Consider the following 24,721-nt stretch of genomic DNA (forward strand, 5'->3'; position numbering starts at 1 on the left):
CCCGCTTGGGCGCGAGCCCGGAATCCATTGGGCGGCACGACCAGTAACGCAATGGATTCCGGGCTCGCGCTTCGCGCGCCCCGGAATGACGGTAGCCTGTAGGATGGGTTGAGCTCTTGCGAAACCCATCGCTCATTGCGCCACGATCGATGAGTTCGCTTCGCTTGACCCATCCTACGAGCTACCGACCAGATCTGCGGCCTGGCTGGATTGCTCAACCAGGCACACCATCACGTAAGAGCAATTACGCCGCGCTGCTCCGCTGCGTATGACGACCTTCCCTCACCTCTTCGATGATCTTGGCGCTGAAGGCCTTGAGGTCACCGGGATTGCGCGAGGTGATGAGGCCCTGGTCGACGACGACCTCCGAATCCTCCCACTTCGCCCCGGCATTGGCGACATCGGTCTTGATCGATTTGTAGGACGTCATCCGGCGGCCCTTGGCGATGCCGGTCTCGATCAGCAGCCAGGGCGCATGGCAGACCGCGGCCACCACCTTCTTGGCGTCGAACACGCTCTTGATGAATTGAAGCGCCTTGGGCTCGACACGCAGCAGATCGGGGTTGATCTGGCCGCCGGGCAGCACGAGGGCGTCGTAGTCGGCAGGCTTGGCATGGTCGAGGGTCTTGTCAACCTTGACCGGGCGGCCCCAGTCCTTCTCGTCCCAGCCCTTGATCTCGCCGGGCTGCAGCGAAACGATCTCAACGGTCGCACCGGCCGCCTTGAGGGCATCACGCGGCACTTCGAGTTCCGATTGTTCGAAGCCGTGGGTGGCCAGGATCGCGATCTTTTTTCCGGATAGTTCCATCCGTGTCTCCATTGCGTGTGAGGTGATGCCACTCAATCGAATGCTTTCGCCTTTGGTTCCTCACACGACGTCGCCAGCCGTAGACCGCAGGATGGCTAGAGCGGAGTCAAACCCGTCCTGCGCTGCCGTTCGGACGACGACACCCTTTGCACCATCATTGCGGGCGCCCGCGTCGGCGCGTGTCGCGTAGGGCTATCGCCTGCGAGATGTCGGGTCTGGGTACGGGCCTCTCCACGTCGTCATGGCCGGGCTTGTCCCGCCTGTGCGGCCGAAGCCGCTTCGGCGCGGCGAAGGCCCGGCCATCCCCGTCTTTTGACGCAGCACCAAGAACGTGGATGCCCGGAACAAGCCCGGGCATGACGGCCTCTTGAAATTCAAATGCGACTGCCCTGGCGCGCGCCGGGAATGACGCGGAGTCCGCGGCGCTTCACCTTGTGGGATGGCCGACGCGGCAAGCTGTCGCGCCCGTCCAAGTGGGCGGCATGCACGCACGGCGTTGGTCCATCAGGTCATCCAAACATGCTAGCAGGAAGCTCCTGTCCAGATGCGAGGCCTCATGTTGAACTTCCAGCTGCCATGGCACGAGATCTTTGCTCCGACGCATTCTCTCATCGAGATCATCTTGCGGGGCACCATCATGTATTTCGGCATCTTCATCTTGATGCGTCTCATCCTGAAGCGGCAAACCGGCGGCATCAGCATCCCGGATGTGCTCCTCGTCGTCCTGCTGGCCGATGCCGCACAGAACGGCATGGCGGGTGAATACCAATCGATCACAGAAGGCCTGGTGCTGGTTGCCACCATCATCTTCTGGAACCTTGCCATCGATTGGCTCGGTTATCACGTGCCCTTCATAGACCGGCTTATTCGACCCCCGCCGCTCCTTCTGATCAAGGATGGTCGAGTGCTTCGCCGCCATTTGCGACAGGAGCTGGTCACAATGGACGAGTTGCTGAGCAAGCTCCGGGAAGAAGGCGTCGATGGCCCTGCGCACGTAAGCGAGGCCTACATCGAGGGCGACGGCAACATCAGCGTGAAGAAGATGGAGACATGACACGCGATGTGTCGGCGGCCGAGAGGCAAGCCGTTCGTTAGATGCGAACGCCTTGGCCGATCGGCCGGCTCGTGTTCGAGAACGAATCCCTGGACTTTACCTCTCCCCGCCGATCGACCCGATCGTTCTCACGCCGCTTTCGCCTGCTCGGGCGAGGCCGTCTCCATCGCGCGCATGTAGAGGTCGAGCAGGCTCTCGCGCTCGTCGCGCTCGTTCTTGTCTTCCTTGCGCAGCTTGATGATCTCCTTGAGGATCTTCACGTCAAACCCTTCGCACTTGGCTTCCGCGAAGACTTCCTTCTTCTGCTCGCTCAGCTCCTGCATCTCGCTGTCGAGGTTCTCGATTCGCTCGACGAAGGAACGGATCTTGCCGCCGGGAATGGTGATGTCGGACATGGTAACTCCTCACTGACTGAGGTCGCGAAAATGCCCGCAAAGAAATGACCAATGTGTTAACCTCGCGGCCTCTGCATAGCGCCTGTGGAAAACCGAGGGAGCCGTTCCATGCCCGAGCTTCGCTTCGATGACGGTGCCGCCTACGAGCAGGTGATGGGCGTATGGAGCCGTTCGGTCGGCGAGGTCTTTCTCGACTGGCTGAAGCCGCCGCAAGGGCTGCGCTGGATCGATGTCGGCTGCGGCAGCGGCGCGTTCACCGAGCTGATCCTGGCGCGCAGCGCCCCAACAGGCGTGCAGGGCATCGATCCCTCGGAGGGACAGCTTGCCTTTGCCCGCACGCGTGCCGGCGCGCGCGGCGCCGTGTTTCAGACCGGCGATGCCATGGCGTTGCCGTTTCCCACCGCAAGTTTCGATGCCGCGGTGATGGCACTGGTTCTCGTCTTCGTGCCCGACCCGTCGAAAGCTGTCGCGGAATTGGCGCGGGTCGTCGTTCCCGGCGGCCTGGTTGCGACCTACATGTGGGACATGCTGGGCGGCGGATTTCCGCTCGATCCGATCGTCGACGAGATGAACGCGATGGGGCTGTCGCCAACGCGTCCGCCGCACATGGAGGCGTCTACCCTTGCGGCGCTTCAGGACCTTTGGCGCGCCGCCGGGCTGGAGCAGATCGAGAGCCGCGAGATCACCGTGCAGCGCACGTTCGCCGATTTAGACGAGTTCTGGACCCTGGAGACGAAGTCCCCCTCCCTCGCACCCGTCGTCGCAGCGATGCCGGCAGCCGATATCGCCACGCTCAAGCAGCGCTTGAGCACACATCTCCCGGCCGACAGTGACGGCCGCATCACCTGGAGCGGCCGCGCCCACGCGATCAGCGGACGCAAGCCGGGGTGAGAACGCGGGAGGCAGCCCCTTGGATGGGTTGAGCTCCTGTGAAACCCATCATTCCCGCGACGACGATTGACGGGTTTCGCTTCGCTCTACCCATCCTACCTGCTCCGCGTCCACGGGCGCCGACCGTCCACGCGCTCCCGCCGAGAAGATGTCGTGTACCAGCCCGAGCTTCCCCAACCCCAAAATGATCAGCCCGTTGATGTCCACCTCGTACCATGCGTGCGAGATGTACGCATCGCGCGGAAAGCGGTGGTGGTTGTTGTGCAGGCCCTCGCCGAACGTCAGCAGCGTCGTCACCAGTTCGTTCGTGGTGCCGTCATGGGTCTCGAAGCGGCGGTAGCCCCAGCGACCGTCGCTGTGGCAGACCGAGTTCACCAGCGACGTCGCCATGGTCATGAGGTAGCTGCGGAACAGGCCGGAGAACAGCACGCAGCCGATCATCGTGTGCACGCCGCCGAAGGCGTAGCCGACGGCGCCCGGAATGATCACCGCCGACAGCGCGTACCAGTACCAGCGTGTCCGCGTGAAGAACATCGCGATCGGGTCGGCGAGGATGTCCTTGGCGTAGTAGCTCGCATCGGTGGTCTCGCGGTCCCACACCCAGCCGCCTTGCGCATGCGACATGCCCTTGGCGAAGCTGGCATAGGCGTTGCCGGAGCCGTCATAGTACGGGCTGTGGACGTCGCCGGGCCGGTCGGAGTGCAGATGGTGCCGCCGGTGGTTGCTCACCCATTTCAGGATCGAGCCCTGCACCGCCATCGTCGCGATCGCGGCGAGGATCGTCCGCATCACCGGACCGCAGCGGAAGCTGCGGTGCACGAAGTAGCGATGCATGAAGCCGATGCCGATCGTGGTCATGATGAACATGCTGGCGAAGACCGAAACCTCCACCCAGCCGATGCCCTGCCAGAACGCCCAGACCAGCGCCCCGATCGAGCCGCCGATCATGAGGGCGAAAGAGATGTAGGAATCGCGAAACTTGGCCTCGACCACCGGGCCTTCGGTGAGCACGCCCGGCGGCATTTTCGGCTTCGAAAGCTGCTCGGATGCCACGCTCTCAACCACGGTCATTTCAACCGATCCATCTGCCCAAAATCAACTTCTGCAGCGTAACGTACAGCTACGGGTTGTTTCGGGCAAGGACACGTTCGGCCGTGGAGCTACGGAGCCGATCAGGCTCCTGATCGTAGCCCGGATGAGCGAAGCGACATCCGGGAAATGCCGAGGCAACACCGGTCCCGGATATCGCTTCGCTGATCCGGGCGACAGGTCGCTCCTCACCACCAATAGGGCCAGCGCCAGCCCTCATAGCGCACGTAGGACGGCACCAGCGGCGGGCCATAGGGATCGACCTTGTCGTCTTCGGGCCGATAGCGATAGCGCGGGACGATGTTGTAGTCCCACGGCGTCGGCCGCAGCACGGGGGCCGTGACGATCAGCCTCTCCTGCGGGGCACGAACCACTTGCGCCTTCCGCGGCCGGGCCTCGGCAGCCGACGTTGCAAGGCTGCCCAGCACCAGGGCGGTTCCGAGCGCATAGGCGATGGTCTTTGTCTTCATTGCGTTGGTCTCCTTGGCCCCAGAGTGCGAGAGGACGCAGGGCATGGCAAGCAATTTTGTCTTCGAGTTTGCGTGAATGACCGATCCGCGGCCTTCACCGCCCGAGCCGTCATTGCGAGCGCAGCGAAGCAATCCAGTAACTCTCCGCGCATACATTTCTGGATTGCTTCGCTCCGCTCGCAATGACACGGCGGCGAACGCCCTTCACGAAGCCTTCATTCCCGAAGCACCGTTCTCAACTGCGCCAGCGCGCTCGGCACCTGGTCGCGATCCGCGACCAGCACATATTCCTGCCGCATCAGGCTTTCGCCGCTCGCGAGCACGATCGATTTCTTCGGGCACAGGCCGAGGCATCCGGTCATGACCAGCTTGGCCGGCTTGATGCCGTCGCGCTTGCCGGCTTTCAATTCGGACTTCAGCGCGCGCCTGACATCGCGACCCTCGTCGCTGCGCTTGAGGCACTTCGCGCACACCAGCACCGGCGCCGGACGGCGCGAGCGCACGACCATCGGATTTGTCGATTTCGGACTTGCAGATTTCGGGCTTGAAGATTTCGGACTTGCAGATTTCGAAGATTTTTCGAGCATGACCAACCTATGGGGGATCGCGCTCATATAGGGATGGAACCGCAACTCTGCCGCCGGGCGCGGTGACGAAATGATGAGCGCCTGCGCTTCAAAGCGTGATGGGGCAGTCTGATTGCGCCACCTTTGGTGCACCCCCTCGCCCGCTTGCGGGAGAGAGTTGGATAGAGGGTTCCGCAATGGGAGACCCCCTAGAAGAAAAAGCCCTCACCCGCGCTTTCGGTGCAACCTCTCCCGCAAGCGGCCAAGCCAGCGGATCGATTCAACCCTCCGCCACTTTGCTTTAGTCGTGCGCGCGGCGCAGCGCCTGCTCCAGCTTGAGCCTCTGCTTGTCCCAGCGGTCCTGCTCGGCCTCGGCGCGCGTATCGAGCGCGGCGCGCTCGGCTTCGATCTCCTCGATCTTGGCCTCGTGCTCGCGCCTTGCCTTGTCCAGCGCGGCTTGCGCGGCGGCAACCGCCTTGTCGCGGCGTTCACGTGCCTTGGCGCGCGCGGCCTCCTCTTTCCGGCGTTGTTCTTCGCGCCGCCGCTCTTCCTTCTCGAACGCCGCGGCAGCCTTGCGCGCCGCCGCGTCGTCGACCTCACGGGATCGCTTCTTCGCGGTCTTGGCCGCAGGTTTCTTGGCCGCAGGTTTTTTGGCCGGAGGCTTCCTGGGCTTGCGCCTGGGCCTCGCCTCGCCCTCGCCGAGATCGGTCGGCAGTTCGGCGTTCTCGGTAAAGCGGCCATCCGAGCCGACCGGGCGCCTCAGCACGACGCCCGGTTTCGCCAGGGTCGCGGCCACGATGTCGGGGTCGTCGGTCTCCCTGGCGATGCCCTGGTGGAACAGATTGGAGCTGGCGCCCCAGGCCTCGAGCGCGGCCTTCATCGAGGGCGCGGCGATGGCCTGGTCGTAGAAGCCGAGCGAGGTCTGGTAGGTCTTCAGCTTTCGTTTCGATGTCTTTGCCATCTCGCCTCGATCGTCGCCCGCCTTTCGCCAGCGATGGTGCCCGGATGAGCGAAGCGAGATCTGGGACCCCTCCCGCCCGAGATATTCCCGGATGTCGCTTCGCCCATCCGGGCTACGAGCTTCCAAGCAGGGCATCATAGCCCTGCGCGCTGAACGCGAGCAGGCAGAATCCGTGCCCGAACGGATCGGCCAGCATCGCGATCCGCCCATAGGGGGCATCGCGCGCAGGCGCCTCCAGGATCGCGCCCGCGCCGACCGCACGCGCCACGACCGCGTCGACATCGTCGACGACGACGTCGATATGCATCGGTGTCCAGTGCCGCTCATAGCGGCGGCGATCGCCGCCGGCACCGATCGTGCCCGCCTGCTTGGTCAGGAGATACACCGGCGCAGGCCAGCCATTGAGCTCGACGAAATCGGTGCCGAAGCGGCGGCCGACCGTCAGGCCAAAGGCCTCCGTGTAGAAGGTCGTGGCTTTCGCGACGTCGGGGACGTCGATGTTGAGGAGAAAGGTCATGAGGGGCTCGCGGCAAGTTACGGAGCGACCGTAGCCCGGATCTCGGCCGCATTCCATCCGCAAGGCAATCGCATATGATGGCGTCGGCCCTGCGGCGCATCCTTCGAGACGCCCGCCTCCGGCGGGCCCTCAGGATGAGGGCGGAGTATGAGGCAGCTTTTGTAGCCGGTGCCGCTTAGCCTCATCCCGAGGGACCACGAAGCGGTCGTCTCGAAGGACGAGGCGCGCGCTCCGTTCTTTCAAGTAGCAAAATGCGATTGCCCTGCGCTCATCGGCTCCGCGCAAAGCCCTCGCCATCGCACGAGCGCCACCCTGCCATCATGCCATTGTTTTGCCCGACGCCGCAAATCGTATTCGGTTTTTCCGACTCTAAATCAATCCCCGAGCGATTTCAAAGAGATGCCTACTGTGCATGGGGTTGTTTCGCAAACTTTGTTTGACGAGGTCCTCAATTCCTTCTCAGGCTCAGGATATAGGCGGAGAGCACCTCGGCCTGTTCCGGCGAGATCACGAGGTTCGGCATGTTCTGGTGGCTGGTGCGCCAGAACACCTTGAGCGAGAGCGCGGTGGTGCCCTTGCGATCGGCGATGGATTGGAAGCTCGGCGCTTCGTCGAAGAAGCCGTCCCTGCGCGGCTCGATCGCGTGACACGATTGGCACCACGCCTGTGCCAGGCGATGCCCCTCGGCAACCGCGCGCGAGCCGGACCTCGAGGCCGCGGCTGCGGTGTGGACGACGCCGAACAGAAACAGGATCGACAAGGCGATCAGGATGACGATGCCGATGGAGATTCGAACATTGTGCGACATCGCCAAGACCTCACCGATTGCCCCGTCGAAACCAGCCTAGATTTGCACGGCTCGGACAGCTTGATCTGCGTCAAGCGAACTCGCAGCCCGCTTGCTCAGCACGTCACGAGATCGGTGTGGCCGAATCCCTTGGAGTAATCGAGCAGCGAGATCACCGTCGGCGTGAGGCGGATCAGCCGCACCTCGGAAGGGTTCGGCGTGGGAAGGCCGAGCGCCTTCTGCTCGGGATAGCGCGCCATCACCAGCGCGATCGCCTTCGCCGCTTCGGTGGGGTCGGTCACGACCGCCGCCCGCGCCGCCATGGACAGCCCGGTGATCTCCATCACCTCCGCCGGGTCGTCGTCGATCGCCAGCGACACGCGGTCGTCGGCGGCCAGGTTCTGCGCCTTCTGGCTGTCGATGCCGCAGAGGAAGTAGATCGTGAAGCCTTCGTTCGCATAGCCGACGGTCGTCACCTGCGGCCAGCCATCGGCGCGAAGCGTCGCAATCCGCATCGTGCGGTGCTGGTCCAGCAAGGCCTGGATTTTTGCTCTGAGCGTGTCGTCCATCGCGCCATCTCCGGTGACTTCCGAACATGAGGATACGGCCGAACTGCGTCGCGCCATTGATGCAGCTCAACGCGTGTCACTCGGTGACATAGCACCGGCACCGGGCCTCGCCGCCGCGCGGTTCGCAGCTTTTCCTTGCTTTCCCGCTCCCCGCCTCTACGGTCGCGCCGCGAACGAACCGCGAGACAGCAGCAATCATGACCGACGCGATGAAATGCCCGACCTGCAATTCCGAGCACGCCTATCAGGACCGCGATCTCTGGGTCTGCCCGGAATGCGGCCATGAATGGAGCGGCGCAGCGGAGGCGGCCGCGGACACGGCGCAGGCTGCGGGGGTGCGCGATGCCAACGGCAACGTGCTCACTGATGGCGACAGCGTCATCGTGATCAAGGATCTCAAGGTCAAGGGCTCGTCCTCGGTGGTCAAGGGCGGCACCAAGGTGCGCAACATCCGCCTGCAGGACGCCAGCGACGGCCACGACATCGCCTGCAAGATCGACGGCATCGGCGCGATGAATTTGAAATCGGAGTTCGTGCGGAAGGCGTGAGGTCCGCTAGCTCTGCCGCTGCGCCAGATAGAATCCGCACAGCACCGTCACGAGGCCTGCGGTCTGCAGCATCGTCGGCGGCTCGCCGAGCAGCAGCCAGCCGGTGAGCAGCGTTAGCGCCGGCACGCAGGCCGGAAACACCGCGGCGCGGGCGACGCCGAGACGCTGGACGGAGACGGCGTAGAGATAGAGCGCGGCGGGTCCGGCAAGCACGCCCTGCGCCAGCGCCTGGATCGCGTTCTCGGTCACGCCGATCGCCGCCATGTGGGCGATGCCGACCGTGGCGACGTAGACGGGCACCAGCAACAGCGACAGCACGTTGATGACGAGCGCAGCCGGCACCGCCGAGACGCGCCAGCGGCGCAGCATCGCGCCGAAGCCGGCGAACATGAATCCGGCGAGCACAAAGATCAGATCGCCCTGGATGCCGTCGGCCCCGATATGGCCGATCGATTCCGCGCCGATCACGCCGAGGCCTGCGACGATGACGAGCGCGCCGGTCAGGCGCGAGGCGGAGATCCGCTCCTTCAGCACGACCGCGGCGAGCAGGAGCCCGCCGAGCGTCGCGCAAGAGGGCTGGATCACGCTGCCATGGCCGAGCGGGACGAACAGGAAGCCGCTGTAGGAGATCAGCGACATCACGGGACCGCCGAGCACCATCAGCACGAGCCCCCTGCCCCAGCCGATGCCGCAGAGATCGGAGAGTCCGGCGCGCAGCACCAGCGGCAGGAACGCGATCCCCGACCAGACATAGCGATGCACCAGGAGATCGACCGGCGTGAAGCCTTCCTTGAGGCCGTGCCGCGTGGCGGCGAAGCCGAGCGCCCAGAACAGCGCCGCGGCAAGCCCGCAGACCACGCCCAGCAGTGCCGGCGCTGCATCGTTCTTCTGGGTGAGAGCGTCAGCGCCGCTCGCTCGCTGATCCATGAACCAAGCGATATGTCGTCGCGCTGAGCCGCTCAACCCACGCGGTTGCAGGGCAGGCACGCGGGCATCGCGACGAGGCTGCGCAGAACCGTGAAGGCCGCACGCGCAATGCGCATGCGGAGTCGTGATACCGCGGGCGGAACGGGGGCGTGAAATCTCGCACTGCGCGAGGCCCCGTCCACCACTGACAAGCTCGCTCTCAGCGGGCGGCGCGCGTGGTCACGTCCGCGGTCTTCAATTTGCCCGGGCTGAGCACCTTCGCCTGGTGGACCGAAGCGATTGTGCTGGGCGATGCGACCTGCTGCTCGACATGTTTGGCACCGAGCACGCGCACCTGCAGTGGGGAAATCGGGAAACCGTTGGCCTCATAGGTCGGCAGTTCGGCAGCGAACGCCGCGGTGCCGCCCGAGATCGTCAGAATCGCCGCGGCGATCGACAGGGTCTTTTTGTTCATTTTGGTGGTGCTCCAAGATTGCGGGTCGGAGCTCTATCTAGGCGCATTTTGCTGCAGCGCGACACGCGTTGCTGCATTGCAATATCGCGCAGGGTGCATGACGATATGCCTAATGGCTACAAAATTCAGCGAATACGCCCGGCTGCGACGTGGCACTCCATAAGAAGGTGCTCAGCCCACCTACCAAGGTGCCCCATCCGTCAGCTCCAGCGCACCAGCCATAAGGCCGCGCAACGCAAATGGAACCCGCGTTGCAGTTCGGCAACACTCCCTCTCGAAAAGCCCACACTCGCCAATTGCGCCATTGCCTCGCCACACGGTCCCCCGAACAATCGACGCGCTGCGTGCCTTTCCGTGCAAGACTGTTTCGCCAACACTGTTTGCATCATCACTGTTCGAAGGAGCTGGATCGAACAGAACGTTTGGAGGCAGGGATCATGAACGATCGGCGGTCTCTTCTGGTGGCGGTATCGTGTCCTGGTGCCGTTCTCGCCGGCTGGCTGGCATTGTCGCTGTCCGCCTATGCGCCGGCCGTGATCGAGAACAGCGGCGCCAATGCGGCTGCCGTCTCGCGCGCCAAGGACCTTAGCCGTCTCGATCTCGCAGACGTGCCGCGCGCTGCAACGATCGAGGATGGTGTTGCCCTGACCGCCGACATCGCCGCCGCCGTCGCTGCGGCGCCAGCTCCAGCAATCCCGGCAACGCCGGAGGCGCCAGCCTCCACGATCCAGCTTGCTTCGGCCGACCCGCTGCTGGTCCTGCCGATGGAGACGGCGCCCGCGCCGCTGATGTCGCCTGAACCTGAGTTCATTGTGGACGAGGCCGCCGTGAGCGAAGCTGCGGTCAGCGAGACTGCCGCCCCAGCCGCGACTGTGGAGCCCGTCAAGCTCGCGTCCGCCGATCCCACCGAGATCGTGATGACGGATGCCCCGTCCTCCGCGGTGATCGCAAGCGGCCCCGTCACGCCTGCGAGCAAGGCTTCTCCGCCTGCCGACACCGTCGCCGTGCTCGACGAATGCTTCGTCATCGAGGCCTGTGTCGACCGCTACCTCTGGGCGCTCTATCAGCGCACCGCCAAGGAAGACACCATGAAGGTGCAGGAGCGGCGCGCCGTCACTGTCAAGCGCAAGGGCAAGACAGTCACGGTGATGCGCAGCTTCACCAAGTTGGTCGATCAGGATTTCACCTGGAAGGACCCGAAGGCGGCCGAGCGCGTCGGCATGTCGATGATGGACTACGTCATCGGCGGCATGGACAAGAGCTTCAAGCTGAAGCTCTTCCGCATGATGCTTGCGGCCGAAGCCGCCGGCCTGTCGCCGGGCATCACCAGCGCATTCCGCGACGACTACCGCCAGTCCATCGCAAGCGGCATGAAGGCCGCCTCCAACCGTTCCTTTCATGGCGGCAGCACCCGTGGCGGCTACGGCCACGGCATGGCCGCGGACATCGTCAGCACCCAGGGCAACAACCGCGCGCAGCGCTGGGTCTCGACTGAACAGCTGTGGAAATGGGTCGATGCCAACGGCAAGGCCTACGGCATCGGCCGTCCCTATCTCGGCCGCGATCCGCCGCATGTCGGCCCGATCGACGGCGCGGAATACATCTCCAAGCGCGGCACCGCCGATCGCAAGGACGTTGCCAGCGCCAAGCCTAAGAAACCGCGCGCCGTCGCCGGCGCCAAGCCGCCCAAGGCGCACGCCGCAGGCGATCAGAAGAGTTCGGCCAAGCCGCAGAAATCGGCGCAGTCCGCCCCCAAGCCCGCAACCTGAAAGCCGCGCAACCCGACCGGTTACGGCTCGCGTAGCACCGTCGGTAACGGCACGAGCCGCATTTCGGCCGAGCCGGCTTGATGTGTGCGCGCCAGCACCGCAAAGATCGTGTCGACCGCAAGCCGTACGGATGACTGCAGCGTCTCGCCCTTGGCCAGGTGCGCCGCGATCAGCCCGCTGAGGAGATCGCCGGTCCCGTAGGGGCGGATCGGCAGGCGCGGCGTCGCAAAGCGAGACAATCGGCCGCCGGCGCACAGGATCGTCTCCACCTGCCCCGCCGCGGTGTCAGCGAGGGCGCAACCGGTGGCGACGACGTCGGTGCGTCCCGCCCCTGCCAGCACGGCACACGCTGCGCTCAGGCCCTCGGCATCGGCAATCGTCACTCCCGAGAGCAGCTCGAGCTCGAACTGGTTCGGCGTCGTGACGTTCGCCGCCGGCAGCAGCCGGTGCCGGACCACGTCCAAAATGCCGTCGGCGACATAGACGCGGCCATCGTCGCCGATCACGGGATCGCAGAGATAAACCAGCTTCGCATTCCGCGCGCGCGCCCGCTCGACGAAATCGGCGATCACGACGGCATTGCCGGGCGAGCCCAGATAGCCGGTGACGAGCACCGCGGCCTCCTCGACCAAGCCGCGCTCCTCGACACCCTTCAGGAGATCGGCGACGAGTTCGCTGTCCAGCACCCGCCCGCGCAGGCTCGGATAGCGCGGATGATTGGACAGCAGCGTCGTCGGCACGGCCGCGACGTTCACGCCCTCCGCCTGCATGGCATAGGCAGCCGCGCTGTTGCCGACATGGCCGTGGACCACCTGGCTCTGGATGGAGATGACGAGCATGAGGGAGGTCCGTAAGATCAAACGTTCCGCGAGGCAAGCGTTACGGCATCTCGTATCCAAGCCCCTGCCGCAGCGCCTGCATCTTGCGCGCCAATCGCCGGTGACCCGACTCCTCCGACCGCGCCAATCGATCGGCGACCGCGACATGGTCAGCATCGCTCTTGTGCTGGTTGAGCTTGGCCTGCCCTTCGACCTCATCCACCACGAGATCGACGACGCGGATTGCAGCCAGCATGCTCTCGCGCTTGCCCGGCTCCATCTGCGCGAGGTCCCAGGGTTCCTTCGGTAAGCGCGCCTCGGAGACTGCGAGCAGCGCATCGCCGTGTCCGCGGTTCTCGTTGAACCCGCGCAGATGAGCTACGCCCGACAGGTGCACCGCTTCGTAAAGCCAAGTCGAGACGTTGTCGCGTGAGGCATACCAGTCGTTGGAGACATAGGCATCGTCGCCGGTAACGATCAGCAGAAATCGTCTGCGGCCATCGGCCAGCGCCACAAGCGGATTCTTGGCGGTGAAGTGAAGCTGCACGACAGTGTGCCCGCCGCGCTCGGTCAGCACGAATGGCACGTGAGAGGCCCGCGGCCCGCGCTCGTCCGCCGCCACGATCACGCCGAAGCCGCGAGATGCGGCAAATTCCAGCGCGCGCTGCGTCTCGATGCGAAATTGGGCGCGGAGAACGTGCATGGCGCGGGGCTCGATGACTGGATGACGAACGCGGCGAGGCTAACCCATAATCCCCCAAAATCTGAATAACAATCAACCTTCGAATGCCGGCGGCAATCCCTCAGCGTCGCGCCAGCCTCGTCAGATAGGCGCAGAACATATCGCCCATGGCGTCGGCATAGGCCGCGATCTCCGCCTCGCTCCGCCTCTCCTCCGAGAAACTCCTGCCGACCTCGCTCAGCGTTGTCGTGATCAGCTCGCCGGCGAAGATGCGTGTCGAATCCGAGGCTTTGGGCAGTGCCTCCTGCATGAAGGCGGCGACGATGCCCTCGCCGGCCGCCCGTGCGTCCTGCGCCTCCGGTGCATCGCGATAGAGTGGCGCGGCATTATTGAGCGCGATGCGGATCGCAGCTTCCTCGCACTCGGAGCGGATGAAGGCGTAAACCAGCGCGCGCAGCCGCGCCAGCGGCGGCCTCGCCCGGTCCGCGAGGATGCCGGCGAGCAGCTCGCTGGTGCGCCGCCACTCATCGCTCTGGAGGCGGAACAAGATCGCCGCCTTGTTCGGAAAATATTGATAGAGCGATCCGACGCTCACGCCGGCCCGCTCCGCCACCCGCGCCGTCGTGAAGCGTTGCGCACCCTCCTTCGCCAGAACCTGAACAGCGGCATCCAGGATGGCCGCCACCAACTCGTTCGAGCGGACCTGTTGCGGCTGCTTTCGTGAGGAAATTGAACGGCTTCGACGGTCGGCCATGGCGCCTGCGGGCAATGCGAATAGGAAATGCGACGAATTAGTCGTATTTCGATCTCCGCGCAAGCACGCGCTTCTGGAGACACAAATGACCACATCAACGATCACATCGCTTGCGCCGCTGCTGGATCGCCTGTTCGACGAGGCCGACGCAGCAAGCGGCGCAACGCTGGCCGCCGTCGCCGATCTGTCCGATGCCGACCGGACGCGGATGATGCGGAGCAAGTCCGCTCACAGCGAACTCTATGGACGCCTGAAGGACGCTCCGCTCGCGGTCTCCCGCGAGACCGGCCGCCTGCTCTACATGCTGGCGCGCAGCTCCCACGCCAGAGCGATCGTCGAGTTCGGCACCTCCTTCGGCATCTCGACCCTGCACCTTGCCGCAGCTCTGCGCGACAATGGCGGCGGCCGCCTCGTCACCTCTGAGTTCGAGCCGTCCAAGGCGGCGCGGGCGCGAGACAACCTCTCGGCTGGCGGCGTGCTCGATCTCGTCGACATCCGCGAGGGCGATGCATTGACGACGCTCAAGTCCGATCTGCCCGAGAGGATCGATCTCGTGCTGCTCGACGGTGCCAAGGCGCTCTACCCGGATATCCTCGATCTGCTCGAAGACCGTCTCAGGCCGGGCGCGATCATCGTCGCCGACAATGCCGACGACAGCCCCGACTATCTGGAGCGGGTGCGCAAGCCCGGAAGCGGCTACATGTCCACGGCCTTCGCCGAAGACGTCGAGCTTTCGGTGCGAATCGATTGAGTCCAATTCCACCGTCGCATCTTACGGACGGCGCACGATTCATCGCGTGGCGGCCACCCGCGGAACCGCGCGCCTGTCGCAGGCTCGTCACTCAGTCGTGATATCTGCTCCTGACTAAAGCCATGTTCCGCGTGCTAAACAAACCTACCGCGCGGTATCTTTCGAGCCGCGCCAGGCCCGAGCTCGTCATGACATCCGCTTTCCATGCCTATGCGGCACTCGCCCTCGCCATTGTCTTCGAGGTCACCGCCTCCGCGTTTCTGCAGCAGTCGGCGCAGTTCACGCGGCCATGGCCGACGCTGGCCATGGTGGTGTTCTACGTCGCCTCGTTCTATGCGCTGTCGATCGCGATCCGCGTCATTCCCCTCAGCATCGCCTATGCGATCTGGGGCGGGGTCGGCATCATCCTGACCGCAACGGTCTCCTTCGTGCTGTTCCGTCAGATGCTGGATGCCGCCGCCTTCGTCGGCATCGCGCTGATCGTGTCAGGGGTCGTGATCATCAACCTGTTCTCGGAGACCACGGTGCATTGATGCCGGACAGCGGCTACACCCGCGCCAAGCAGCCTGAGCAGGTGCGGCGCGCTTTGCTTGATCACGCGGCTGCCATCGCGCTGGACCATGGCGTCTCCGGCGTCACGGTGCAGGCGGTCGCGGCGGCCGCCGGCGTCACCAAGGGCGGGCTGTTTCATCATTTCGGCAGCAAGCAGGCGCTGATCGAGGGCCTGTTCGCCGATCTCCTCGCCCGCGTCGATGCCGAGATCGACAATAACATCGAGCAGGATCCCAGGCCGCGCGGCAGATTCACACGCGCCTATGTAAATGCGGTGTTCACCGGCAAGGCGTTCGGCTTCGCGACGCCCTGGGCGGCGCTGAGCATGGTCGTCGTCACCGATCCCTCGCTGCGCCGGCTCTGGAACGACTGGATCAAGGCCCGGCTCAAGCGCCATCGCGCTACCGACAGCGCGCCCGATCTTCACGTCGTCCGCCTCGCCGCCGACGGCGCCTGGCTGTCCTATGTCACGACGGGACAGACCCGCATGAGCGCGGACCTGCGTGCCGTGCACGACCGGCTGATCGCGCAGACCTATCGGCGCGCTTAGTGGGACCCGGGACGTCGGTGAGTTTGTTCAGCACCGGCACGAGCGGAAGTGACGATGACTGCGACGATCCTGCGCCGGGCCATTGATCATCGAGGGCGCGACCAAGCCGCGCCCCGTTAAAACAGCAAAATCAAGATTGCTCCCCGGCGGTTCACGCCGCCGACAGTTGATCGAACTCGGGCGGCGCGTAGGCCTTGCCGTCCTGGTCGGTGATGACAACCTGCCATCCCTCGCTCGCCCAAACCTTCGCCTTCGCCACGATGAGCAGCCGGCTCTCGCGTGCGAAACTGTATTTCTCGTTGTCGCGTTCTGCGACCATCTTGTAGGCCAATTCGCATCCCCTTGCGTCGCCCTGCACCCGGCCTCCTCGTGGCAGCGGGCTTTGGCGGCAATTCGCCGGGAGCGTGGCAATTTGGTGCCCATCACAGGCGCTACGGCGCAGGCAACGGCCCTAATCGCAATGACCAATCATCCTGATCTCATGCGCTTCAATGCACGCGGATGACATGGGGGCGGCCTAGATTAATCAGGCCCTGCACCGCCGAGAGGCGGTCATCGAGGGCTGCAATGGTGAGCAGCAGGTTGTTGCGCCGCTCGTCGAGGATTCCCATCTCGGCGCCGGTGAGCTTTGCGCTCGCCCGTTCCTTGTGGATCGCTTCGAGGGATTCGCGCAGTCCGGCGATCAGGCCCGCCAGCTGCTTTGCCTCCTTGGTCATCGACCGCTTCGCGACACTGTGCTGACGGCGCGTCTCCGCTTGGGTTTGTCTCATCGTCATCCTCCGGTGCCCCGCTGCCCCGAGTGGATGCTTACAGCTTTGGGTACACATATTACGATCGATGAAATCTGCCCGCGAAGAACTTTCATAAATTGTACGCGCACGGAACTCGTACCCATACGTGAGCAGAAAGCCCGTCACGATGGCCGGGCTTTCACTGTGTCATAAGCGCGGCGAACAGGATGCCGGAGACGTCAGCCGACCTTCTGCATGAATCCGTCGAAGTACGAGGCGAGGCCCGCATAGTCATCGAGGCGCAGCACCTGCGCGACATATTGATCCGGGCGTACCACCACCATGCAGCCGGCCTTTCGATCGATGCCGCGCATTGCGAAAACGTCATGGCCGCTCTTGAGGTCCGGACAGAACATCTTTTCGTAGTCGATCAGGCCATAGCGGCCTTTGCGCGGAAGCAGCAGCGGCGGCATGGCCGCGACGGCAAGCTCGCGATGATCCTGCTGGAAGACGGCGCGCAGGTCGATCACGCTGTCGATGTCTGCGCCAACAGGCGTATATCGCTTCACCGGTGCCTCCCGGGCCTCGGTCAGGAAGCTGCACAGCGCGCGAATGGCCGAGCCGGCAGCCGCAGGATTTTCCGCAGGCGAGAAGGCGTAGATGCGGAAACGGCCATCGGCCAGCGCAGCGTGGCCGAGGTGGACCGGCTTGGCGTCCGCCAACCGGATCACCGGCGCGGAATGGAAGCGCTTGCCGATGACCAGGCCCTGCGCGAGGTGCTGATGCGAAGCCGCGCCGGTGAGCACCGATGGCCTGTAATGCGTTGCCGTGCCCGCGGTGTAGCGGCCGTGCCTGACGAAATAGTCCTGCGTCTTGGCGGCATCGGCGCCGCCGGCCTTGGCGGCCGAGGCGAGAATCCCCGCCCACTCGCGGTCGAAATCAATCAGCTCTTTCGCGACCGCCTGGCGCTCCGCCGAATAGGAGTGCAGCAGGCTCGGCGCACACTGCTTGCGCAGAACGGCGGCGAGCTTCCAGCCGAGATTGAAGGCATCCTGCATCGAGACGTTCATGCCCTGCCCCGCCTTCGGGCTGTGCGTATGGCAGGCATCGCCGGCGATGAAGATGCGCGGCAGGCGCGTTTCGGTCTCGGCCTCGGGCACGTCGTCGAACTTGTCGGTGAGGCGCTGGCCGATCTCGTAGACCGACCACCACGCGATCTCCTTCACCTCGAGCGTATGCGGGTTCAAGATGCGCTGCGCCTTGGCGATCACGTCGGCGGCGGTGATGTTCCGGCTCGTGACGCGTTCGCCGACATCGAGCTTTGCGAGTTCGACATAGATGCGGACCATGTAGCCGCCTTCGCGCGGAATGATCAGCAGGCTGCCGTCAGTTGCCGATTGGACAAGCGACTTGAAGCGGATGTCGGGAAAATCGGTCACCGCAAGCACGTCCATCACGCCCCAGGCGTGGTTGGCGGAATCACCATGCAGCTCGCGCCCGATCGCCTTGCGCACCGTGCTGCGTGCGCCGTCGCAGCCGACGACATAGCGCGCCCTGATCGTCTCGACCTTGTCCTCGTTCGCGGCATCGACGCGTTCGAGGCGCACGGTCACGGAATCAGCGGCCGGATCGACATTCAGATCGAGCACGCGGCGGCTGTAGTACGGCTCGAGCTTTGCCGGCGATCTGCGCATGACGTCGAGGAAGCAGTCATGGACGCGCGCCTGGTTCAGGATGACGTGCGGGAATTCCGACAAGCCGTCCTCGACGTCCTGGACGCGGCCGCTGCGGATAATCTTCTCTGGCGTCCGCTCATCCGGTTTCCAGAACGTCGTTTCGTTGACCCAATAGGCCTCCTTCAGCACGCGCTCGCTGAAGCCATAGGCGTGGAACATCTCCACGGTGCGGCAGGCGATGCCGTCGGCCTGGCCGACCAGCAGCCGGCCCGGCTTCTGCTCGACGATGCAGGTCTTGATGTCGGAAAACTGTGCAAGCTGGGCCGCGAGCGTCAGCCCGGCAGGCCCGCAGCCGACGATGAGAATATCGACCTCGTCAGGCACAGTGCCCTCCGCTCCCGATGGCTGGACGCGTTCGGCGGGATCGGCGATCTCGGGGTCGCCCGGCTGAAATCCATTGAGATGGAATTGCATGAGCACCTCTCCCGGCAACGCTGCTGTTTTTGATATTGCTCAGTATGCTGACTATCAGTATGCTTGTCAACGATCCCTCACCCCGCCGCGACTTCCGGAGCATTCGGTGAAAGACAACAACAACATGCCGGGGCATCTGGCGCGCCGCTTCCAGCAGATCGCAGTCGCGGTATTCCTGGCCGAGGTCGAAGACGCCGGCTTTGATCTCACGCCCGTGCAATACGCCGCGCTCGCGACCATCAAGGCCAATCCCGGCCTCGACCAAGTGACGCTCGCGGGATTGATCGCCTATGACCGCACCACCATCACCGGCGTGATCGATCGCCTGGTCCAGAAGGGTCTCGCAGAGCGCCGCCCCTCCAGCCGCGATCGCCGCGCCCGGGAGCTCGAGATCACCGACGAAGGCCGGCGCACGCTGCGCAAAATCACGCCGGCGGTCGAGTCCGCCCAGCGCATCATGCTGCGCGGCCTTAGCGCGAAAGAGAGCGAGGAACTGATGCGCCTGCTGCGCAAGGCCATCGCCGCCGGCAACGAGCTCAGCCGCGCCCCGCTGCGCGCTGTGCAGGTGTGATCCCGGACCATGTCCGTATTTTCGCAGCGCACGAAACCAGGAACTAACCTTCGGCTGCTAACATCGGCGGCATTGGGCGCTTAACGCGCGATTAACTTTGCAGGCTGGAGTTCGGGAATGTTCAGGTTCCTCGTTGTGGCCGCGGCCATCGGGCTCTCGACCGTTCAGGCGGTCGCAGGCGGACATGGCGGCGGCGATCCTCCGGCGCCGAAGGTCGAGGCGCCAACCGCTCCGGCGAAGGTGATCCTGACCAAACAGGGGCCCAAGCTCGTCGATCTCAAGGGCATGACGCTCTACTATTACGAGCGCGACACCACCGGCAAGACGTCGACCTGCAACGGCAAGTGCACCGAGAGCTGGGTTCCGCTGACGGCGATGGCCGATGCCAGGGCTGTCGGCGACTTCACCGTGATCAACCGCGACGACGGCACCAAGATGTGGGCGTACCGCTATCGCCCGCTCTACACCTCGCCCGCCGACAAGGCGCCTGGCGATGCCAACGGCAATGCCACAACTCTGCAATGGCGGATTGCGCGGCCGGAGAACTAAAGCATCATTCGGAAAAGCGCGGAGCGGCCTCCGAAAAGATCATTCGCAAACAACAACCTGAATCGCGATGACGATTCATTCAAATCTCATCGCGCATTGGGACGAGAAGATCACCGATTGTTCTGACCGGCTTGGGCGGCCGACTCGGACGCAACGGGCCGGAAGGCCGGAATATTTCCGCTCTGCTGAAGCGGCTTGACCTCCGCATTCACGACCACGGGCCCGGTCGTCAACCAGAGTGCCGCCACGGCCGCGATCGCAATTCCCGCGCCAAGCGCGGCAAGCTCTTTCATGTTTCGGTCCGTGACGATCAGTTGCCAAGTATAATGCCGCGCTGGTGCCGCGACGGATGATCGGCGTCGACCAACGCATTTGGATCGGTCGCGATCACGGCCTCCGGCAATGGCATCGGTTCCAGCCCGGCGAACCGGCGATAGAGCGCCCCCATCACCGCTCCGGAAAATGCCGCTGGCACCACGAGATAAGCAAGCAGCGGCACCGCGAATGCGAGTAGCAAACTGCAGGCGAAAGCCGCAACCGCGCCAATCACTGCATACTCCCACGCGTTGCGGCGGCTCATGGCTCGCGCGACGTGGTGGACGCAGAGCATGAAAATGCTCGAAGGAATGACCGAAATCGCTATCATGACCATGAAGGTCTGCGCCGGGATCACCGCGGCGAAAATGTGTGCGGTGCTTTTGTCCGCAAAGCCGTTCATCAGGAGAGGCAGCAGCGTATAGGGCAGCAGAGTTGCGAGCACCGTCGGTATCAGCGCGGCTATGACGATGCCCGCTAATGACGTGCGGACGCGGACTGGTCCGTTGAAAGTCAGCGGTGGTGCCGCTTTTGCAGCCGGAGCGGTAGCCTGCACGGCGACGCGCTCAGCCGGACGTACTCCGGCGAACTGGCCGTAAAGGAACCCACCGATCATTCCCGCAATGGTTGGCAGCAAGCCGATGGTCAGCACGGTGCCATCGCCAGGCCCCGCAAGCTGAATATGGTTGCGGATCGCAAAGCCGTAGCTCACCGCCGCCATGACGCCGCCCATCAGGCCATACGCAAGCCGGCTCGATATCGTCCACTGCCGCAGCACGATGTGCCCTGCGAACAGGAAGGCGGCGTTAATGGCCATGCGGCCGGCATAGACCATCAGGAACTGGTCCGGAGCCGGGACACCGACGGGATCGGTCACCTGCCCACCCGCGACGGCGAAGACCAGCAGCACGGCTTCGACGAGGGCCAGCGGGATCAGCGCAGCGCACAGTGCGCGCGGTGAGTTCTTCACGAGATACATGCGAGCAACCCCTTGCTCGCTGCACGCTAGACGCGAAGCGTTAGGGTTCGCCCAAGGCAATGGATAAAATTGTCGGCAAGCACACCCTGGTCCAAATCCCTATCCCCTCCAGCGCCCGCCGGCTTCGGCTTGCGCGCTCTGGCCCGGCGGCAGCACCACGACCATCGAATTGAGCTTCACACGGTCGTAGAGATCGATGACGTCCTCGTTGCGCATCCGGATGCAGCCCGACGAGATCGCCTGGCCGATATATTCAGGCTGGTTTGTGCCGTGGATGCGGTAGAGCGTGTCCTTGTTCCCGGCATAGAGATAGATGCCCCGCGCGCCCAGCGGATTGGCGGGACCGCCTGGAACGCGCGCCGGATACGGACCGAGCCGCGCCTGGATGTCCGCGGTCGGAACCCAGTCCGGCCATTCCGCCAAGCGGCCGACCCGCGCGACGCCGGAGAACGCCATGGCTTCCTCGCCGACAGCAACGCCGTAGCGGATCGCCTTGCCGTCGGGCAGCACGTAATAGAGGTAGCGCGCATCGGTATCGACCAGGATCGTGCCCGGTTGCTCCTTGCGGTGGTAATCGACGATGTGACGCAGATATTGCTCAGGTACGTTCGCCTTGGCATAGGGCGCGTGCGCCAGCAACTGACGGTCGCGCGGCGTCATGCTCGCATCTGTCGATGGCGAGAGTGTCGTCTGCATGCAGCCGCCCAGCGGCAGCAAGGCTGCAACGAACAAAACGAGTAGAGATCTTGGCACCGCCGGCTCCCCCAATAGCGGAACAACCCCGCCCGCAAGGGTGTCAGATATTGCCAAAATCGTGCTGAAAACAAGGCGGCGCGGGACACATGCGCGTGTTCTGGGAACCGGGTTCCAACAACACAAAGAGCGGAACGACCGTCGCATCATCTCCATCCGCTCGCCTTGCTTTGGTCAAACGCGGCTGGACTCGTGCGCCATGGGGATCGGCATGGGCGCACCTCGGATCAGGCCCGGCGCCAATGCGGACGACTCACCTCAAACATCGGACCTCAAAGGAGCTACGATGCTCGCGACGCTGAACGCCAAGCAAATCGTCGATGAGATCGTGAAGGACACGGTCAAGGACAACGATCCGCATGACGCGGTCCAGATCTCGCCCGAGATCGTGCTGGCCTCGCGGCCGACCGGCGCCTCGGAGATTGCGCCGCGTCCGGAGCCCAGGTTCACTCCCGAGCCCAAACTCACTGCGGAGCCGAAATTCACTTTGGAGCCGTCGCGCGCGCCCGAGCCCACCGTCAACGTCGTGTACGGAAAACCCGCCACGGAACCCTCGGTCGACACGGCCGTCCGCGTCACATCCAGCGATGCTCCCGTCAGGCCGGCGCGATCCTCGGTCGGCAGCTGGCTGCGCGGTGTGTCCGTCGCGTTCCTGTTTGCCGGTGCCGGCGTAGCCGCAAGCATCGCCTGGGAGAGGCACGGCGACACCGCAAGGCAGATGCTGGCCGAATGGGCGCCGGCGCTGACCTCGTGGCTGCCTGCCACCTCCTTGCTCCCTGCAACATCCCAGACCACACCGGCGACCGCGGCACAGGTTGCTGCGCCCTCAGCGGACGCCACGGCAAATCAAGCGGTCGATCCGCCTGCGGCGCCGCCTCCGGTTCAGGTCGCCGCAGCCGCGCCCGCGGCGACACAGCCCCTCGACGCAGCGCAGACGGTGCAATCGATGACGCGCGATCTCGCAGCGATGGCGCAACAGATCGAACAGCTCAAGGCCAACATCGCCGAGCTGAAGGCCGGACAGGAACAGATGGCGCGCGAGTTGGCGAAGCCGCCTGCGCCGCGGTCGGCTGCTGCCGATACGAGGCCCGTCGATCCGCGCGCACGCGCCGCGGCGCTCCCGCCGCAGCCCGCCGCAGCGCCAGTTCGCAAGCCGAAGCCGGCTGTGGCGCGAACCTACATGCCGGGTTCTTCGCCGGCTCCGCTCGCACCGCCCCCGCCGCCATCACAGGCCGCCGCGGTCCCGCCACCACCCGCGCCGGCCACGACGACGCAAGCCGTTGCTGATGACGACGGGCCGATCGTCCGTCCGCCAATGCCGCTGCGCTGAGCGATGCCGCGGGCAGGCGTGGCGCACGCTGTCCGAGTCGATGTGAAAGATTGAGTCCGGGCGACTACGGAAAGCGATTTGTCGCTCAAGAGAAAAGGCCGTCGGGATCTATGCCGCCGGCCTTCTCTTGCAGCTGCCGGTTCCCGGAGCCCGGTTCTGCTGCAATTCCATGCCTGATGATTGCGCGACGTATTTAATAAAGTCTTAACGAGCCTGCGCGCTGCACATCATTTCTGCGCCATAAGCACAGAGATTGCGCGGTCCGTTCATTCGGCAGATATCGACTCAGTGGTACGATCCGGCATGTGCTGGAAGGGCTGCATTGAAGACCTTCACCGAACATTGAAGACTTGCATTGAAGACTTGCACTGAAGCTCAGATCGTCACACCGGGGAATTACGATGCCCTACTACTCTTTCGATCTCGTGGTTGGTGGTGAGTTCAAGAACCAGGGTGGAATCATCCTCGAGGACATCGAGGTTGCCTCCGATCGCGCCGACCAATTGGCTTGCGAGCTGTCGCAGGTCAAGCCGGAACTACAGCAGAAGGGTTGCGCGGTGCGCGTCACCGATCGCGACCAAAACGAGGTCTATCGCACCCCGCTGGATCCGGTGCCGGCCTGGCAGCGCTAGCCTAGCACCGGCGGCTCGAACCAGTTCGTCAGCGACAATCCGCCGTCGACGACGAAGGCCGCGCCGGTGACGTAGCCCGACAGTCTGTTCGACAAAACGGTGAGCGCCATCGGTGCGAGATCATCGGCCTCACCGAGACGCCCGAGCGGAATGTGCCGCGCCAGCGCGGGATCGGCGACGAAGCCGCCGGCAGCGATCGCGCCCGGCACCAACGCGTTGACGCGGATGCGGTGACGACCGAACGTTTTCGCGAGCTCCTTCACCAGCATCGCCATGGCCGCCTTCGCCGTCGAATAATGTGCGAGGTTGCGAGGTGTGCCCGCATGCAGCGAGGTGAGAAACAGGAATGAGCCCGGCCGCTTCGCGTCGATCAGCCCTCTTGCGAGTTCGCGCGCCAGGTGAAAGCCGGCATCGAGATTGACGGCGTGCATCTCCTGCCACGTCCTGCGGTCGACCGCGAGCACATGATCAGCCTCCCGCCGCGGCGGGGAAGCGCTGTGAACGAAATGCGTGACCTCGCCTAGCGCCGCACGGGCCGCGGCCAGCAGCTCATCGCAGGCCTCGAGCCGGCCGAGATCGCCGATCCAGGGTACCGCCAGGTCCGGCCTCTTGCTGGCGCCGATCGCGGCACGCACCCGCTCCTCGCTGACATCAGCGAACACGGTGCTGACGCCCTCGCCGATCAGGCCCTGTGCGATCGCGCGGCCGATGCCGTTGCCGGCGCCGGTGACGAGCGCGGTGTCGCGGGCGGGATCGAACGGCGTGCTGAACAGGCTCATGTCGAGCTCCAGGGTGAGAA

32 protein-coding genes are annotated in these 24,721 nt (G+C 64.5%); 11 read left to right on the plus strand and 21 right to left on the minus strand.

The features are described from left to right. Window positions 1-244: 244 nt before the first annotated feature. Window positions 245-808, minus strand: a complete 564-nt coding sequence (locus AC3WLX_RS03055; RefSeq protein ID WP_492334641.1) for a type 1 glutamine amidotransferase domain-containing protein — start codon at window positions 806-808, stop codon at window positions 245-247. Window positions 809-1,364: 556 nt separating this feature from the next. On the opposite strand from AC3WLX_RS03055, the gene AC3WLX_RS03060 reads away from it, so the two are divergent. Then, a complete protein-coding gene (locus tag AC3WLX_RS03060; RefSeq protein ID WP_492334642.1) occupies window positions 1,365-1,862 on the plus strand; it encodes a DUF421 domain-containing protein in 498 nt (165 codons plus the stop codon). 128 nt (window positions 1,863-1,990) lie between these two features. On the opposite strand, the gene AC3WLX_RS03065 is transcribed toward AC3WLX_RS03060, so the two are convergent. Then, complete coding sequence (locus AC3WLX_RS03065) at window positions 1,991-2,257, minus strand: DUF2312 domain-containing protein (RefSeq protein ID WP_492334643.1); 267 nt, start codon at window positions 2,255-2,257, stop codon at window positions 1,991-1,993. Between the two features lie 108 nt (window positions 2,258-2,365). Here AC3WLX_RS03065 and AC3WLX_RS03070 point away from each other — a divergent pair, with 108 nt between their 5' ends. Beyond that, window positions 2,366-3,148, plus strand: a complete 783-nt coding sequence (locus AC3WLX_RS03070; protein ID WP_492334644.1) for a class I SAM-dependent methyltransferase — start codon at window positions 2,366-2,368, stop codon at window positions 3,146-3,148. Window positions 3,149-3,196: 48 nt separating this feature from the next. Here AC3WLX_RS03070 and AC3WLX_RS03075 read toward each other — a convergent pair whose 3' ends face one another. The 7 genes from AC3WLX_RS03075 to AC3WLX_RS03105 all read right to left on the minus strand — a co-directional run bounded on the left by AC3WLX_RS03075 (window position 3,197) and on the right by AC3WLX_RS03105 (window position 8,107). Further along, window positions 3,197-4,219, minus strand: coding sequence for an acyl-CoA desaturase (locus AC3WLX_RS03075; RefSeq protein WP_492334645.1), 1,023 nt, complete (start codon window positions 4,217-4,219; stop codon window positions 3,197-3,199). A 206-nt stretch (window positions 4,220-4,425) separates the two neighbouring features. Next, window positions 4,426-4,707: a hypothetical protein gene (locus tag AC3WLX_RS03080; protein WP_291625769.1), complete on the minus strand. Its 282-nt coding sequence runs from the start codon at window positions 4,705-4,707 to the stop codon at window positions 4,426-4,428. 215 nt (window positions 4,708-4,922) lie between these two features. Then, window positions 4,923-5,216 (minus strand): hypothetical protein, encoded by a 294-nt coding sequence (locus AC3WLX_RS03085; protein ID WP_492334646.1) that lies wholly within the window; start codon window positions 5,214-5,216, stop codon window positions 4,923-4,925. Window positions 5,217-5,574: 358 nt separating this feature from the next. Further along, window positions 5,575-6,234 carry a cell envelope biogenesis protein TolA gene (locus AC3WLX_RS03090; RefSeq protein ID WP_492334647.1) on the minus strand — a complete coding sequence of 220 codons (660 nt, stop codon included), beginning with the start codon at window positions 6,232-6,234 and terminating at the stop codon, window positions 5,575-5,577. Window positions 6,235-6,346: 112 nt separating this feature from the next. Further along, window positions 6,347-6,751, minus strand: a complete 405-nt coding sequence (locus AC3WLX_RS03095) for a VOC family protein (protein WP_492334648.1) — start codon at window positions 6,749-6,751, stop codon at window positions 6,347-6,349. Between the two features lie 448 nt (window positions 6,752-7,199). Beyond that, window positions 7,200-7,559, minus strand: coding sequence for a c-type cytochrome (locus AC3WLX_RS03100; protein WP_291631844.1), 360 nt, complete (start codon window positions 7,557-7,559; stop codon window positions 7,200-7,202). A 95-nt stretch (window positions 7,560-7,654) separates the two neighbouring features. Next, on the minus strand, window positions 7,655-8,107 hold the full coding sequence (locus AC3WLX_RS03105) for a pyridoxamine 5'-phosphate oxidase family protein (RefSeq protein ID WP_492334649.1): 453 nt from the start codon (window positions 8,105-8,107) through the stop codon (window positions 7,655-7,657). 197 nt (window positions 8,108-8,304) lie between these two features. On the opposite strand from AC3WLX_RS03105, the gene AC3WLX_RS03110 reads away from it, so the two are divergent. Then, window positions 8,305-8,655, plus strand: a complete 351-nt coding sequence (locus tag AC3WLX_RS03110) for a zinc ribbon domain-containing protein YjdM (protein ID WP_492334650.1) — start codon at window positions 8,305-8,307, stop codon at window positions 8,653-8,655. Between the two features lie 6 nt (window positions 8,656-8,661). Here AC3WLX_RS03110 and AC3WLX_RS03115 read toward each other — a convergent pair whose 3' ends face one another. Further along, window positions 8,662-9,582 (minus strand): DMT family transporter, encoded by a 921-nt coding sequence (locus AC3WLX_RS03115; protein ID WP_492334651.1) that lies wholly within the window; start codon window positions 9,580-9,582, stop codon window positions 8,662-8,664. 199 nt (window positions 9,583-9,781) lie between these two features. Beyond that, window positions 9,782-10,036: a hypothetical protein gene (locus AC3WLX_RS03120; protein WP_492334652.1), complete on the minus strand. Its 255-nt coding sequence runs from the start codon at window positions 10,034-10,036 to the stop codon at window positions 9,782-9,784. Between the two features lie 437 nt (window positions 10,037-10,473). On the opposite strand from AC3WLX_RS03120, the gene AC3WLX_RS03125 reads away from it, so the two are divergent. Further along, window positions 10,474-11,805 (plus strand): hypothetical protein, encoded by a 1,332-nt coding sequence (locus AC3WLX_RS03125; protein WP_492334653.1) that lies wholly within the window; start codon window positions 10,474-10,476, stop codon window positions 11,803-11,805. 20 nt (window positions 11,806-11,825) lie between these two features. On the opposite strand, the gene pdxY is transcribed toward AC3WLX_RS03125, so the two are convergent. From pdxY to AC3WLX_RS03140, 3 genes are all read right to left on the minus strand, one after another. Next, entirely contained in the window at window positions 11,826-12,644 is an 819-nt protein-coding gene (gene pdxY / locus AC3WLX_RS03130) for a pyridoxal kinase (protein WP_492334654.1), read from the minus strand. A 40-nt stretch (window positions 12,645-12,684) separates the two neighbouring features. Next, on the minus strand, window positions 12,685-13,326 hold the full coding sequence (locus AC3WLX_RS03135; protein ID WP_492334655.1) for an FMN-binding negative transcriptional regulator: 642 nt from the start codon (window positions 13,324-13,326) through the stop codon (window positions 12,685-12,687). A 100-nt stretch (window positions 13,327-13,426) separates the two neighbouring features. Then, window positions 13,427-14,059: a TetR/AcrR family transcriptional regulator gene (locus AC3WLX_RS03140; protein WP_492334656.1), complete on the minus strand. Its 633-nt coding sequence runs from the start codon at window positions 14,057-14,059 to the stop codon at window positions 13,427-13,429. 85 nt (window positions 14,060-14,144) lie between these two features. Here AC3WLX_RS03140 and AC3WLX_RS03145 point away from each other — a divergent pair, with 85 nt between their 5' ends. The 3 genes from AC3WLX_RS03145 to AC3WLX_RS03155 all read left to right on the plus strand — a co-directional run bounded on the left by AC3WLX_RS03145 (window position 14,145) and on the right by AC3WLX_RS03155 (window position 15,912). Next, complete coding sequence (locus tag AC3WLX_RS03145; RefSeq protein ID WP_492334657.1) at window positions 14,145-14,810, plus strand: O-methyltransferase; 666 nt, start codon at window positions 14,145-14,147, stop codon at window positions 14,808-14,810. A 188-nt stretch (window positions 14,811-14,998) separates the two neighbouring features. Continuing rightward, on the plus strand, window positions 14,999-15,343 hold the full coding sequence (locus AC3WLX_RS03150) for a DMT family transporter (RefSeq protein WP_291625544.1): 345 nt from the start codon (window positions 14,999-15,001) through the stop codon (window positions 15,341-15,343). Next, window positions 15,343-15,912, plus strand: a complete 570-nt coding sequence (locus AC3WLX_RS03155; RefSeq protein WP_291625546.1) for a TetR/AcrR family transcriptional regulator — start codon at window positions 15,343-15,345, stop codon at window positions 15,910-15,912. The genes AC3WLX_RS03150 and AC3WLX_RS03155 overlap by 1 nt, the downstream gene beginning before the upstream one ends. Window positions 15,913-16,063: 151 nt before the next feature. On the opposite strand, the gene AC3WLX_RS03160 is transcribed toward AC3WLX_RS03155, so the two are convergent. The 3 genes from AC3WLX_RS03160 to AC3WLX_RS03170 form a co-directional block, all read right to left on the minus strand. Beyond that, window positions 16,064-16,270 carry a hypothetical protein gene (locus AC3WLX_RS03160; protein WP_366864947.1) on the minus strand — a complete coding sequence of 69 codons (207 nt, stop codon included), beginning with the start codon at window positions 16,268-16,270 and terminating at the stop codon, window positions 16,064-16,066. Between the two features lie 130 nt (window positions 16,271-16,400). Then, window positions 16,401-16,682: a hypothetical protein gene (locus AC3WLX_RS03165; protein WP_492334658.1), complete on the minus strand. Its 282-nt coding sequence runs from the start codon at window positions 16,680-16,682 to the stop codon at window positions 16,401-16,403. 200 nt (window positions 16,683-16,882) lie between these two features. Then, window positions 16,883-18,793 (minus strand): FAD-binding monooxygenase, encoded by a 1,911-nt coding sequence (locus tag AC3WLX_RS03170; protein WP_492334659.1) that lies wholly within the window; start codon window positions 18,791-18,793, stop codon window positions 16,883-16,885. 106 nt (window positions 18,794-18,899) lie between these two features. Here AC3WLX_RS03170 and AC3WLX_RS03175 point away from each other — a divergent pair, with 106 nt between their 5' ends. Continuing rightward, entirely contained in the window at window positions 18,900-19,364 is a 465-nt protein-coding gene (locus AC3WLX_RS03175) for a MarR family winged helix-turn-helix transcriptional regulator (protein ID WP_492334660.1), read from the plus strand. 117 nt (window positions 19,365-19,481) lie between these two features. Further along, window positions 19,482-19,913 carry a COG4315 family predicted lipoprotein gene (locus AC3WLX_RS03180; protein WP_291618685.1) on the plus strand — a complete coding sequence of 144 codons (432 nt, stop codon included), beginning with the start codon at window positions 19,482-19,484 and terminating at the stop codon, window positions 19,911-19,913. A gap of 110 nt (window positions 19,914-20,023) precedes the next feature. Here AC3WLX_RS03180 and AC3WLX_RS03185 read toward each other — a convergent pair whose 3' ends face one another. The 3 genes from AC3WLX_RS03185 to AC3WLX_RS03195 all read right to left on the minus strand — a co-directional run bounded on the left by AC3WLX_RS03185 (window position 20,024) and on the right by AC3WLX_RS03195 (window position 21,903). Further along, window positions 20,024-20,206, minus strand: a complete 183-nt coding sequence (locus AC3WLX_RS03185; protein ID WP_492334661.1) for a hypothetical protein — start codon at window positions 20,204-20,206, stop codon at window positions 20,024-20,026. 17 nt (window positions 20,207-20,223) lie between these two features. Then, window positions 20,224-21,207: a hypothetical protein gene (locus AC3WLX_RS03190; protein ID WP_492334662.1), complete on the minus strand. Its 984-nt coding sequence runs from the start codon at window positions 21,205-21,207 to the stop codon at window positions 20,224-20,226. A gap of 99 nt (window positions 21,208-21,306) precedes the next feature. Continuing rightward, complete coding sequence (locus AC3WLX_RS03195; RefSeq protein WP_492334663.1) at window positions 21,307-21,903, minus strand: L,D-transpeptidase; 597 nt, start codon at window positions 21,901-21,903, stop codon at window positions 21,307-21,309. A 343-nt stretch (window positions 21,904-22,246) separates the two neighbouring features. On the opposite strand from AC3WLX_RS03195, the gene AC3WLX_RS03200 reads away from it, so the two are divergent. Both AC3WLX_RS03200 and AC3WLX_RS03205 read left to right on the plus strand, forming a co-directional pair. After that, on the plus strand, window positions 22,247-23,290 hold the full coding sequence (locus AC3WLX_RS03200; protein WP_492334664.1) for a hypothetical protein: 1,044 nt from the start codon (window positions 22,247-22,249) through the stop codon (window positions 23,288-23,290). Between the two features lie 401 nt (window positions 23,291-23,691). Then, window positions 23,692-23,922, plus strand: coding sequence for a DUF6894 family protein (locus AC3WLX_RS03205; RefSeq protein WP_291618675.1), 231 nt, complete (start codon window positions 23,692-23,694; stop codon window positions 23,920-23,922). Here AC3WLX_RS03205 and AC3WLX_RS03210 read toward each other — a convergent pair. After that, complete coding sequence (locus AC3WLX_RS03210; RefSeq protein ID WP_492334665.1) at window positions 23,919-24,701, minus strand: SDR family NAD(P)-dependent oxidoreductase; 783 nt, start codon at window positions 24,699-24,701, stop codon at window positions 23,919-23,921. The two genes, AC3WLX_RS03205 and AC3WLX_RS03210, sit on opposite strands and share 4 nt — an antisense overlap. Between the last annotated feature and the right edge of the window lie 20 nt (window positions 24,702-24,721).

The sequence above is a fragment of the Bradyrhizobium sp. FW305-F6 genome, assembly GCF_058782905.1.